Annotated in this window: 9 protein-coding genes and 3 pseudogenes; 3 read left to right on the forward strand and 9 right to left on the reverse strand. The window is 67.7% G+C overall.

From position 1 onward, the window contains the following. Nucleotides 1-1,136 (forward strand): annotated as a pseudogene (locus GRX66_RS11210) (phosphoglucosamine mutase); the annotation flags it as partial. A gap of 33 nt (nucleotides 1,137-1,169) precedes the next feature. Here the strand turns inward: GRX66_RS11210 and GRX66_RS11215 are convergent. The 7 genes and pseudogenes from GRX66_RS11215 to GRX66_RS11245 all read right to left on the reverse strand — a co-directional run. Then, nucleotides 1,170-2,306 carry a DUF7118 family protein gene (locus GRX66_RS11215; protein WP_159526641.1) on the reverse strand — a complete coding sequence of 379 codons (1,137 nt, stop codon included), beginning with the start codon at nucleotides 2,304-2,306 and terminating at the stop codon, nucleotides 1,170-1,172. Nucleotides 2,307-2,381: 75 nt separating this feature from the next. Further along, nucleotides 2,382-2,746: pseudogene (gene hisI, locus GRX66_RS11220) on the reverse strand (phosphoribosyl-AMP cyclohydrolase). A gap of 78 nt (nucleotides 2,747-2,824) precedes the next feature. Continuing rightward, a complete protein-coding gene (locus tag GRX66_RS11225) occupies nucleotides 2,825-3,763 on the reverse strand; it encodes an A24 family peptidase (RefSeq protein WP_325064071.1) in 939 nt (312 codons plus the stop codon). Between the two features lie 154 nt (nucleotides 3,764-3,917). Next, nucleotides 3,918-4,427 (reverse strand): Lrp/AsnC family transcriptional regulator, encoded by a 510-nt coding sequence (locus tag GRX66_RS11230; RefSeq protein WP_159526644.1) that lies wholly within the window; start codon nucleotides 4,425-4,427, stop codon nucleotides 3,918-3,920. A 240-nt stretch (nucleotides 4,428-4,667) separates the two neighbouring features. After that, a complete protein-coding gene (locus GRX66_RS11235) occupies nucleotides 4,668-5,999 on the reverse strand; it encodes an aminotransferase family protein (protein WP_159526645.1) in 1,332 nt (443 codons plus the stop codon). Between the two features lie 402 nt (nucleotides 6,000-6,401). Further along, a complete protein-coding gene (locus GRX66_RS11240; protein WP_159526646.1) occupies nucleotides 6,402-9,050 on the reverse strand; it encodes a heavy metal translocating P-type ATPase in 2,649 nt (882 codons plus the stop codon). A 185-nt stretch (nucleotides 9,051-9,235) separates the two neighbouring features. Beyond that, a pseudogene (locus GRX66_RS11245) lies at nucleotides 9,236-9,421 on the reverse strand (ArsR family transcriptional regulator); the annotation flags it as partial. 262 nt (nucleotides 9,422-9,683) lie between these two features. On the opposite strand from GRX66_RS11245, the gene GRX66_RS11250 reads away from it, so the two are divergent. Further along, nucleotides 9,684-9,881 carry a heavy-metal-associated domain-containing protein gene (locus GRX66_RS11250; protein ID WP_159526647.1) on the forward strand — a complete coding sequence of 66 codons (198 nt, stop codon included), beginning with the start codon at nucleotides 9,684-9,686 and terminating at the stop codon, nucleotides 9,879-9,881. A gap of 80 nt (nucleotides 9,882-9,961) precedes the next feature. Here GRX66_RS11250 and GRX66_RS11255 read toward each other — a convergent pair whose 3' ends face one another. Continuing rightward, on the reverse strand, nucleotides 9,962-11,185 hold the full coding sequence (locus GRX66_RS11255) for an MFS transporter (RefSeq protein ID WP_201292995.1): 1,224 nt from the start codon (nucleotides 11,183-11,185) through the stop codon (nucleotides 9,962-9,964). 394 nt (nucleotides 11,186-11,579) lie between these two features. Next, the gene (fer2, locus tag GRX66_RS11260; protein WP_159526648.1) at nucleotides 11,580-11,969 is read right to left on the reverse strand and encodes a ferredoxin Fer2; all 390 of its coding nucleotides are present in this window, start codon (nucleotides 11,967-11,969) and stop codon (nucleotides 11,580-11,582) included. A 146-nt stretch (nucleotides 11,970-12,115) separates the two neighbouring features. Between fer2 and GRX66_RS11265 the strand changes: the two genes are divergently transcribed. Beyond that, nucleotides 12,116-12,534: HisA/HisF-related TIM barrel protein (locus GRX66_RS11265; protein ID WP_201292996.1), on the forward strand; the 419-nt coding region annotated here is incomplete at its 3' end.

A 12,534-nucleotide genomic window follows, 5' to 3' on the forward strand; every position in this document is an offset into this window, starting at 1 on the left:
CGTACGCCGAACGGGAGGGCGTGCCGGCGGTGATGGTGACCGCGAGCCACAACCCGGCGGAGTACAACGGCGTGAAACTCGTGGGCGCGGACGGCGTCGAACTCCCGGTGGCCGAACTGGAGCGCGTCGAGCGGAAGTTCCTCACCGAGCAGTTCGACGCCGTGGCGTGGGACGAGGTCGGCAGCGACCGGGACGTCGGGCGCGCGCGCCGACGCTACCTCACCCAGCCTGCTCGACGCGGTGGACCGCGAAGCCATCGCGGACGCGAATCTCACCGTGGCGCTCGACCCGGGCCACGGTGCGGGTTCGCTCACCAGCCCCGAGTTCTACCGCCGCCTCGGCTGCAAGGTCGTCACCGTGAACAGCCAGCCCGACGGCCACTTCCCCGGCCGCGACCCCGAACCCGTCGAGGAGAACCTCGGCGACCTCGGCCGCCTCGTGCGGGCGGCGACGCGGACGTCGGCATCGCACACGACGGCGACGCCGACCGCGCCATCTTCTTCGACGAGCACGGCGAGTACGTCGAGGGGGACGCGACGCTCGCGGCGCTCGCGGAAGCCGAACTCTCGGAGTCCGACACCACCGTCTCCGCGGTGAACGTCAGCCAGCGCCTCGTGGACGTCTGCGACCGCACGGGCGCGGACCTGGAACTCACGCCCATCGGCTCCACCCAGATCATGACGCGCATCCGCCAACTGGAGTCCGAGGGCGAGTCGGTGCCCGTCGCGGGCGAGGGCAACGGCGGCATCATCTTCCCGGGGTACCGGACGACCCGGGACGGCGCGTACACGGGCGCCCGGTTCCTGGAACTGCTCGCGGACCGGACTGTCAGCGAGGTCGTCGCGCCGTACAGCGACTACTACAACGTGCGCGTGAACGTCGGCTACGACAACGACGCCGAGCGCGAAGCCCTCCTGGGCGCCGCCGAGGAGCGCGCGCTCGAGGCCGACGTCGACCGCACCACCATCGACGGCTACCGCCTGGACTACGGCGACGCGTGGGTGCTCGCGCGGCCGTCCGGCACGGAACCCGTCGTCCGCATCTACGCGGAAGCCGCAGACCGGAACCGCGCGCGGTCGCTGGCCGAGGAGTTCGCGGCCGCGATGCGCGCGGCGAAAGCCGGCGTCGGCGAGTAAGCCAGCCAGACACCGGCAGCGACGACGGCCGCCCTAGTACGTCTCGAGGGCGTCCTGGAGTGTGTCTCGCGCCTCGCGTGCGGCCGCGAGGTCGTCCGCGACGCCCGCTTCGATTTCTCGTTTCTCCGCGTCCGTGAGTTCGTGAGCGGCGACCGCGGCGTTCCGGAGGCGCGGGTAGTCGTCGTCGCGGACGCGCCGCCGGACGGTGTGGAGGCGTTCGAGCACGTCGTCGTCGGCGAACCGCGCGACCACGGACACGACCTCATCGAGGCGGTGGACGAGTTCGTCCGCGGGCGCGGGCGGCCACCCGACCGTGAGCGGGTCGGCGTCCAGGCGGTCGAGGTACGTCCGGTTGCCGCCAATCGCGCGCTTCAGCGCCCGGGGCTCGGAGACGTAGTGGTCGAGTTTCGACGGCGAGTACTCGGCGTACTCCAGCAGCTGCGGAATCGGCTCGGTGCCGGCCTCGCGGTCGTCGACGAACGCCGCGAGGTCGTCGGGAACGGGGTCGAACTCGACCAGCGGGTACGCCTGTGCGGTCTGGACGAGGCCCAGCACCTCGCGGGCGGGCGCCGTCGAGCGGAACGACGTGAAGGACTCCCGGACCGCGTCGTCGTACGCATCGATGGGGTCGCGGAGCGTCTCGACGGGCGCGTCGAGGTCGGCGTCCCCGAGCCGCTGCAGGCGTTCGAGGCGCTCGATTTCGGCGTCGTACTCGTCGATGCGCTCCCGCGCACGCTTGGTCGCGACGCTGTACTCGTCGCGGGCGTCCTGGAGCGCTTCGAGGCGGCCGGCGAGGTCGCGGGCGTCGCGCAGCCGGTCGCGGGCTTCAGCGAAGTCGCTGTCCGCGAGGCGGCGCTTCTTGAAGAGGTCCAGCAGGGATTCGAAGGCGTCTCGCTCGGGGAGGTCGTCGTCCAGGTCCTCGACGTACGCGACGAGGTCGTCCTGGAACGCGATGTAGGACTCGAAGTCCCCCGTGCCGGTCGCGGCCTCCTCGTACTGGTCGAAGAGTCGCTCGAGGCCGTCGAGGGCCTCGCGGAGCGTCCGGAGTCGTGATTCGCCGACGTCCTCGATGGCCGCCTTGGCGTCCTCGCGGGCGGCGTGGGCGGCCTGGAGGTCGGCGACGACGCCGTCGGGGTCGGCGGAGTCGCGGGCGGCCTGCGCGTCTGGCATTACATGACAGGTGGACGTTCGGCCGGATAGGCTTTCTGTCGCTGGCGTGACCCACCCGCCGGCCGGCCTCCCGGGTCAGTACACGTCGTCCGGGTCAACACCTGCTCGCCGACGACGTCGCCGTCCAGCGTTCGGTAGAAACAGGAGTGGTAGCCGGTGTGGCAGGCGCCGCCGGTCTGGTCGACGCGGTAGAGGAGCGCGTCGCCGTCGCAGTCCACGCGCACTTCCGCGACGGCCTGGGTGTGGCCGCTGGTCGCGCCCTTCTCCCAGCGTTCCTCGCGGGACCGCGAGTAGTAGTGCGCGCGCCCCGTCTCGACGGTCGCTTCGACCGCGTCTCGGTTCGCGTACGCGACCATCACCACCTCCTCGGTGTCGACGTCCTGAGCCACGACTGGGACGAGGCCGTCGTCGCCGAAGTCCAGGTCGACTTCGAAGTCCATACCCGGAGCGAAGGCTGCCGGCCGGTTAGCGGTTGCGACGGCGGCACGGCACCGAATCGAGCGCCGGCGGTCGCGCGGTCACGCCGCGACGAGGCCGAGCGCGTCCATCAGCCAGAAGAGCACGTCGCCGCCCGTCAGCGCCACCAGGAGGCCGACGAACAGCGGGACGATGAACGGCACGCCCGGCGTGACCCAGACCTCCTCGTTGTCCACGATGACGTCCAGGCCCTCGCGGAGTTCCGCGGGCGTCGTGCCGTACGCCGACCGGTCGATGTCCTCGAGGAACGCCGCGGCCCCCCACGGGTCGCCGCTGCCGTCCGTGAGGACCGCGCCGTCTGTCGGTTCGTCGGGGTCGTCGGGGAGCGTTCCGGGGTCGCGGAGTTCGGGGTCGACCCGGAGGTCCGCGAGTTCGAGGTCGCGGTACCGGAGGTACATCCGGAGCGCGTCCAGGTCGAGGCCGTCGCGCGTGAACCCCGAGGGCGTCTCCAGGAGGCTGCCGTGGGTCTCGGTGAGCTCCGAGATGGGGACGCGGCGGCCGACGAACATCACCACGGAGAACTCGCCGGCGGCGGCGTTGCGGGCGCCGAGCACGAGCGGGTACGCCAGGCCGAGCAGGACGGTGTTGGTGAGAATCGTCAGCGAGAACACGCCGAGGTACGTCTCCACGACCGGCAGCGAGTACCCGAGTAGTTCGTACGACGGGTAGGTCGGAAAGACGACCGCGAGCGTCATGAACGCGCGGGCGTCTGCGCCGCCGAACCCGCCGAAGTACCAGAAGGCGTACGCCAGCGGCACGACGAACAGCAGGCTGAACGCCACGCGTACGGCGAACGGCTGGAAGGCCCCGGGCCGTCCGAGGGCGGTCAGGCCATCCCAGAAGACGAGGACCGCGCCCAGGAGCACCAGCGGCCCCCAGAGTTCGTTCGTGACGCGGCGCGTCTGCACGTCCCGATAGGCCGCCCAGCCGAGGGCGGGCACGACGAGCAACCGCGCCAGGTCGGGTATCGAGGCGTTCACTACCGGGTGTCGGGGACGCCGCCCGCTTAGGTGTTTTCGTTGCCTGTGGACCAGACCACCCGAAAGCGTCGGTGGACCAAGGTGGCGGGCCATGAGTCCAGCACTGCAGCGGCGGCGTCGGAACGAGACCGACCGACGTCCCCGCTACGGGCGGTCACTCCTCGAGGAGTTGGGCTTCGACGTCGTCGGAGACGCTCGGCATGATCTGTGGGTCGCTTTTGATCTCGTCCATGACGAACCGGGAGGACGTCTCGTTGACGCCGTCGATGGCGACCATGTCTTCGATTACTTCGTTCATCTGGGTGCGGTCCTGCACCCGGGAGATGGCGACGAAGTCGACGTCGCCCATCGTGTAGTAGACCTGTTCGACGCCCTCAACGGCCGCGAGGCTGGTGCCGATGTCCTCCGAGTACCCCTGTTCGTGGGTGACCGCGACCTCCGTGATCGCGACCATGTCCAGGCCGAACGAGACGGGGTCGAGGTCGGCGGTCACGCCCCGGATGACGCCGCTCTCCTTGAGGTTGTTGAGCCGGTAGTGGATGGCCGACTTCGAGAGGTCGAGTTCGTCGGACAGCGTCTCCAGGCTGACGTCGAAGTCCGCCTCGATGCACCGCAGCAACTCGAGGTCCATCTCGTCGAAGTCGCCGACTTTCGCTTGAGCCATACCTTGCCCCTGTGACGCACAGTGCATAAAATTATCCAATTAATCTAGCAGTTCTCCGAACGGACGGACGATTTTGGCGCGGTCGGCGGGCTGAATTTCGGATACTATTCGGGCCAGTGAGCTCGCCGGCATCCAGTCACGGGGCGACGGTGAGGCGACCGAACCGCGAGACGAGAGCGCGGCGACGGGGAGACAATCCACCTGCGAGGCGAGGCCGGCCGAACGCGGGTCCGGCCCGCGTCAGGCATCCATCGCGTCGTCGGAGACCTCGAGGGCGACGTCCAGCGCCTCGATGGCCTCGTCGATTTCGTCCTCGGTGATGGTCAGCGGCGGCGCGATGATGAGCGTGTTAATCATGTTCGCGACGTACGTGCCGTGCTCGTAGGCCGTGCTCGACACCTCGTCGACGACGGTGCTGCCCTTCGACACCTTGTCCTCACGGGCCCCGAACGGCACGCGCTCCTCGGTGCTCTTCGTGAGTTCGATGCCGCGGAACAGGCCGACGCCGCGCGTTTCGCCGACGCTCGGGTGGTCGGCCGCGAGGCCGTCGATGCGTTCGCCGAGGTACTCGCCGATCTCGCTGGCGCGCTCGATGAGGTTCTCCTCCTGGTAGGTCTCGATTGCGGCGAGGCCGGCCGCACACGCGACCGGGTGCCCGGCGTAGGTGTGGCCGTGCGTCAGCATGTTGTCCTCGAAGTGCGCCGCGATCTCGGGCGTGACGATGGTCGCGCCCAGCGGCTGGTAGGCGCCCGTCAGGCCCTTCGCCATCGTCATGATGTCCGGGGTGACGTCGTAGACGTCGGACCCGAACCACTCCCCTGTCCGGCCGAACCCGGCCATCACCTCGTCGCAGATGAGCAACGCGCCGTGGTCGTGAGCGATCTCCTTCAGGCGCGGGAGGTACTCATCGGGCGGCACGAGGATGCCGTTCGAGCCGACGATCGGCTCGACGAGAATCGCCGCCACCGTGTCGCCCTCCAGCATCAGCATCTCGTCGATGTACTCGAGGCTCTCCATCGGGTCCAGCGTCGACCCGTACGCGTAGGGGTCGGGGGCCTTGATGGCGCCGGGCATGCTCGGCTCGGACGCGAGGCGGCGCGGGTCGCCGGTGACGCTGATCGACCCGTAGGTCGCCCCGTGGTAGGAGCGATACCGGGAGACGATCTTGTCCTTGCCCGTGTAGAACTTCGCGATCTTGATGGCGGCCTCGACGGCCTCCGTCCCGCTCGTCGAGAAGAACGTCTTCGAGAGGTCGCCCGGCGTCACCTCCGCGAGTTTCTCGCCGAGGCGTGCGCGCGCCTCGGTCGTGTAGTTCGGCGCGACGTACGGGACGTCCTCGGCCTGCTCGGCGATGGCGTCCGAGACCTTCGTGGCGGAGTGCCCGAGGTTCGAGCACATCAACTGGCCGGAGAAGTCGATGAACGACTGGCCGTCGGCGTCAGTGAACCGGACGCCGTCCGCGTCGACGATCTCTGTCGGGGTGACTTCGCTCTGGAAGGCCCACGTGCCGAACACGTGTTCCTTGTCGAGCCGCTCGATGCTGTTCAGCCCGTCTACACCGTGTTCTGACATAGTTACGGGGACGACTTCTCACCGTTAGTTGATTAATCTTTACCCGTACCCAGTTTCGGCCACACTCTCTTCGACGAGTGGAGGGCAACGCGAAATATTTTCGCTGGAATTTCGCGGCGTTCGTACAACGTACTGATTTCGAGAGTGGTTTAAGACGTGACACGTCGCCGGGGCGGGACGACCCGGCTCTCGTGCGCGGCTACCCGGCGGTCTCCAGTGAGACGCCGAGACGGGACGCGTCTCGTCTCCCGGCGGAAATCGGCGAGGTGTGGTTGCCACCCCGAGTCGGGGCGGCGCTCAGTCCAGGGTGGACCGAGCCCGGTAGCCGTCGTCGTCCGAGGATCGCCGTCGAAACCCTCTCGAGTCGCCCTGCACGGAACTCTCCCGGCTCGGCGCGCCGACTCAGCGGAGTCGGCCGAGCAGCTCGTAGTCGTCGTCGGGCGTGTACCGCCGGAACAGCAGGCTGTTCGTCAGGACCGACACCGACGAGAACGCCATCGCGCCCGCCGCGAGCACCGGCTGGAGCAATCCGAGCGAGGCGAGCGGAATCATCGCCGTGTTGTACCCGAGCGCCCAGACGAGGTTCTGCTTGATCTTCTGGAGCGTCGCGTCGGAGATCCGGATCGTCTTCACCACGTCGAGCGGGTCGTCGCGCATCAGCGTCACGTCCGCCGCTTCGATAGCGACGTCCGTCCCGCTCCCGATGGCCGTCCCGACGTGGGCGACCGCCAGCGCCGGTGCGTCGTTGACGCCGTCCCCGACCATCATCGCCTTCCGGCCGTCCGCCTGGATGGCCTCGACCGCATCGGACTTGTCCTCCGGGAGCACCTCCGCACGGACGAACTCGGGGTCGATACCCACCTGCTCGGCGACGGCGCGGGCGGTCCGCTCGTTGTCGCCGGTGAGCATCATCACGTCGACGCCGCGGGCCCGCAGTTGGCTCACCGCGTCCCTGGCGCTCTCCTTGACAGTGTCCGCGTCGGCGACGACGCCCGCAAGTTCGCCATCGATGCCGACGAGCATCGCCGTCTTGCCTTCGTTCTCGAGGCGTTCCAACGTCTCCGTCGCGGGCGAGGGGTCGATGTCGTTGTCCCTGAACAGCTTCCGATTGCCGACCAGTATCTCGCTGCCGCCGTCGGACTCGTCCGACGAGCCTCCGGCGGAGCCGGAGACGGACACTGTCGCCTTGACGCCGTGCCCAGGGACGTTCTCGAACGCGTCGGGCTCGCTCACCGCCAGCCCGCGCTCCTCGGCGCCCTCGACGATTGCCCTCGCGAGCGGGTGTCCGCTCCCGCTTTCGGCAATCGCGGCGAGTCGGAGCACGTCGTCCTCGGAGCGGCGCTCACGGGAGGTCAGCTGGCCGCCGTCCGCCGTCGGTTCGCCACCGTCCGCGACCGGCTCGCCCCCGCCGTCGAAGGCGACGACGTCGGTGAGCTCCATCTCGCCCTCGGTGAGCGTCCCCGTCTTGTCGAAGACGACCGTGTCGACGTCCTTCGCGCGTTCGAGGACGTCACCGCCCTTGAACAGGACGCCGTTCTGCGCGCCGATGGTCGTCCCCACCATCGTCGCGGCGGGCGTCGCCAGACCGAGCGCACAGGGACAGGCGATCAGGACCGCCGAAGCGAACACGATGACCGCGAACTCGAAGACGGTGACTGCGCCGCCCGCCGCTTCCGGTCCGCCCGCGACCTGGCCCCACAGCGGCAGCCACTCGACGAACGCGGCCAGCGTCTCGGGGAACAGGAACCAGACGACGCCCCAGAAGAGGGCGTTCGCGATGACTGCCGGGACGAAGTACGCGGAGATGCGGTCCGCGAGGTTCTGGATGTCCGGCTGGCGAGACTGGGCGTCCTTGACCGTCTTGACGATCTGCTGGAGCGCCGTGTCCTCGCCGACCTTCGTCGCCTCGACGACGAGCACGCCGTTCTCGTTGATGGTCGAGCCGACGACCTCGTCGCCCTCCGCCTTCTCCACGGGGACGGACTCGCCGGTGACCATCGACTCGTCGACGGCGGACTGCCCGTCGACGACCACGCCGTCCGTGGGAATCTGCTCGCCGGGTCGGACCTTCATCCGGTCGCCGACCTGGACGTCCTCGAGGGGGACTTCTTCCTCGTTCCCGTCCTCGTCGACGACGGTCGCCGTGTCGGCCTCCATCTCGAGCAGCTTCCGCAGCGCTTCGCCTGCCTGGCCCTTCGAGCGGGCTTCGAGGTAGTTACCGAGCGTGATGAACACCAGAATGAGCGCTGCCGTGTCGAAGTACAGGCTCCCGGCGATCAGGTCCCCGAGCACCGCGACCGAGTAGAAGTACGCGGTCGAGGAGCCGAGCGCGATGAGGACGTCCATGTTGGCACGGCCGTTCGTGACGACCGCCTTGTAGGAGTTCTCGATGAACGGCTTCCCGAGGACGACGTAGACCGGCGTCGCGAGCGCGAAGTGGACCCAGCCGAAGTCGACGCCGAAGACGGTCTCGGGGAGGACAGTTCCCCCGAGGAGGAACTTCTCGGCGATGAAGAACAGCATCGGGACGGAGAGCGCCGCGCCGAACAGCGTCAGCCGGAGCTGCTTGCTGACCTCGGCCTCCCGGGCCGCGTCGCGAGCGCTCTCCTCGGAGTCGTCCCCGCCGGCGTCCTCGCGGACGGGCGAGTACCCCGCGCCCTCGATGGCGTCGTACATCGCCTGGAGGCCGGTGTCCGCGGGATTGTACGTCACTTGCGCCTCGTCCGTGGCGTAGTTCACCTCGGCGTCGGTGACGCCCGGAACGGCTTCGAGGGCGGTCTCGTTGGACTCGGCGCAGTTCGAGCACGTCATGTCGGAGATGGCGATCGTCGCCGTCTCCAGCACCACACCGTACCCCGCCTCGTCGATGACGTCGGCAATTTCGCCGAGTGATACCGCCTCGGGGTCGTACTCGACGGACCCCTCGTCGGTAGCGAAGTTGACGTTCGCGTCAACCACGCCGTCGAGGGACTCGAGGGCGTCCCCGACTGTCGCAGAACAGTTAGCGCAGGACATCCCCGTAATATCGAGGTGTGTCGTTCTGGTACCCATGTTGTTTGTACTAAAGAGCGCCTGCTTTAGTGCGTTTACTGCTTCAAAATCAAACTAACCGCTGCAACACAGTTCATAATCGAAGGCGACGGGTCGTGAAGAGCGCCGAGATCGACCAGGCCATCCATCCCCCGGGAGACGGTCTACCCGAACAGCCAGTTCACCCCCGGACTCGCGGGAGTCCACTACATCCCTTCTTCGAGGCGCTTGTACTGCTCTTCGAACCGACTACGACAGGACCCACAGCAGAAGTGAGACACCGTCTCGTCGATGCGGGCCGACTCACCCTCGGTGTCGACCGTGTTTCCGCACTCCGCAGACGCGATCGCGAACTCGGTGCCGTCCAGTGACGGCTCGCACTCGACGTCGTCGACTGTCACCGAGTCGTCGGCCGGAACCCCATCGAGGTGGCTCTCGACACACTCTCAGACGTTCTGTCCCGCCGTACGTCCGCTGTCAACACCGAGAGAATCTCTCGGTCAGTCTCGTCGAGGTCGCGCAGGCAGTGTACAGGTGCTGCGGCCGGAATACAGTCCCTCGGTGTCTGCTTTCGATCACGAGGTTCTGCGTCGCGTTCGCTTTGGATTTGAAGTAGTAACTGGCAAAGACGCATCCCCCATAGGTCCAGACGGTATGACGCAGACGATCACCGTCGAAGGGATGACGTGTGGGCACTGCGAGCAGACGGTCGAAGAAGCGCTCGAAGGCCTGGATGGCGTCGCGGAGGCGAGCGCCGACCGGGACGCCGAATCGGTAACCGTCGAAGGGGCGGCTGAAGCGGACGTGCTCGTCGACGCCGTCACCGACGCCGGATACGACGCCTCCGCGTAAGGAGCGCGACCCCCTCCGTTCGTCGGACGGGGCTGCGCGCGGCATTGAATGTCACATACGCCGGAGAACTACCACCGGACTCAGTCGGCCACTGGGTGCTCCCAGGCGAGAATGGCAGCGGACCCGACAACGAGGACCACGCCGGAAACAGCGAGCGCAAACAGCGGTGACGCGTAGTCGGAGATGACGCCGCTGCCGAGCTGGAAGGGGAGGACGGTCAGGCCGCCGATCATCGCCATCGTACTGAGCACGGTGGCTCGCCCGAGCGTCCCGATGCGGTCGTTGATGTACTGGCCGGCCAGCGACCGCGTCACGTCCGAGACGCCGCGGGCGACCAGGAACGTCGGGAGCGCCAGCAGCGGGACGAAGTACATCCCGACGAGTGCAGCGCCGAGCACGAACGGGAGGACAGTGAACCAGGTTCGGACGCCGAGGCGGTCCCGGATCGCACCGGTGTAGTAGCTGAGGATAGCCCCGAACAGGCTGTAGACGGCATAAAACCACCCGAGCAGCGACTCGACGCGGGACTCCGAGACACCGAGGTCGACGACGACGGTCTGGAAGATCGGCTGGAGGAAGACGAACACGAGGTACGTGACGGCGGCGTACAGGACGTAGTAGTACACGACGAACGCGCGGATATTCGAGCGCGAGAGCACGTCCATCGCGATGTCGACGGAGCGACGGAGGCTCAGGTCGCCGGAGTCTGTTTCCTCGTACGTCTCCGATTCGTTCACGGAGAGCAACACCGGGGCGCCGAGGCCCGTGACGGCGGCGGCGACGAACCAGGGGTACGAGAGATCGATACTGCCCAGGTAGCCGCCGAGGACGGCCGCACCAACGCCGATCCCCAGGGCGACGGACTCCCCGCGGCCGCGGACGTGCGCGAAGTCGTCCGTGGATCGGTCGTCGGTGAGCGTGTCGTACAGCCACGCGTCCTCGCTTCCCGAACGGAAATTGTAGCCCGCCGACCAGAAGACGTACAGCACCGCCAGCTGGACGAACGAGTCTGCGAGCCCGATGCCGAGCAGCGTCACGGAGATGAGCGTCGTGCCGACGAGGAGGCTGTTTCGCCGACCGACCCGGTCACCGACCCAGCCGGTGGGGATTTCGCCGAACAGCGTCGTCAGATTGTACAGCGCCTCGAGGATCGTAATCTGGGTGAAGCTGAGGCCCTGTGCGAGGAAGAAGAGGTACATGATCGGCCGGTAGAACTCGACCGCTTTCGTGGCCTTGTAGAGGTAGTACTTCAGAACCGCCGGGCTCGTAGAGGACAGGACGTGCTCCCGAACGGGCCGGCGCATTACAGGAGAATTCGAAGAAACACGCCTACTTAGGCCCCATTACTCGGAGAAACACGCTTACGTCGGTTCCGTTGGTCGCCATCTCGCGAGTCACGGTGTCTCGTCGTTCGGACGGGACGCCCGACTCTGTGCCGGGGCGCTCTCGAAAACGGGCGACGAGAATCGGGCTGCGACGCTCCTCCCGAGTGTGTACGTCACGAACGGGAGGGAGTGCCCGGCGCCACCGGCGCCACCACCGCAGCGATTAGACGGCAGCCGTTGCGGACCCCGTGGCCACTGACACCCGAACTCGCCGAGGCGTGGCAGGGGCTCTCCGAACGGCGTCAGCGCGAAAAAGTTGGTCCATTCGAGGCTGGGAACGCCCGAATGCGAAACGCGCGGTCCACGCCGTCGTTTAGATGACGCGGTTCTGGAGGTAGTCGAGGTGCTTCGCGTTGTAGACGATCTTGACCTCGTCGGCTGCCGGGGAGCCGATGCAGGTCAGGCGGACGTTCTTCTCTTCGACTTCCTCGTCGGAGAGAATCTGCTGCATGTCCATGTCGATTTCGCCTTCCTTCACGATGGCCGCGCAGTTCGCACACGCCCCGGCGCGACACGAGAACGGCCAATCGTAGCCCTGCGCCTCGGCCGCTTCGAGGATGTACTCGCCTTCCGCAACGTCGAGCGTGCCGTAGTCCTCGCCGTCGAGGCCGGCGTCGGCAGCTTTCTCGAAGAGGTCGTCGTCGTCCATGTCCCAGCCCTGGTCGTCCAGCGTCTCGTAATTGAGGTATTCAACCGTCGGCATCGTCCGAAGCGTTCGCGGCCCGCAGTCATAGTAGTTTTTGTTCTGCTCGGAATCTGGGACGTGCCGTCGAGGGCGTCTACCGGCGGGAATCCAACGGTTCGGCCGATGCCGAGTTGCTTTTAGGCGTGCCGGGTGGATTGGCGGGTATGACGTTCGAGTCCTTCGAGGTCGTCCCGGCCGTCGACATGCAGGACGGCGAGGTCGTACAGCTCGTGCAGGGCGAACGAGGCACCGAGCGGCGGTACGGCGACCCCGTCGAGGCCGCACAGCGGTGGGTGGCGGCGGGCGCGGACACCCTCCACCTCGTGGACCTCGACGGCGCGTTCGACGGGGAGCGCGCGAACGCGGACGCCGTCGAGCGCATCCTGGACGCGACGGGCGTGGACGTGCAGGTCGGCGGCGGCATCCGCTCGGTCGCGGACGCGACGGAACTGCTCGAGCGCGGCGTGGACCGCGTCATCCTCGGCACCGCCGCCGTCGAGACCCCCGGAATCGTCGGCGAGATCAGCGCCGAGTACCCGGGCACGGTGATGGTGAGCCTCGACGCGAAGGACGGCGAAGTCGT

The sequence above is a fragment of the Halobacterium bonnevillei genome, assembly GCF_009831555.1.
GTDB classification, from domain to species: Archaea; Halobacteriota; Halobacteria; order Halobacteriales; family Halobacteriaceae; genus Halobacterium; species Halobacterium bonnevillei.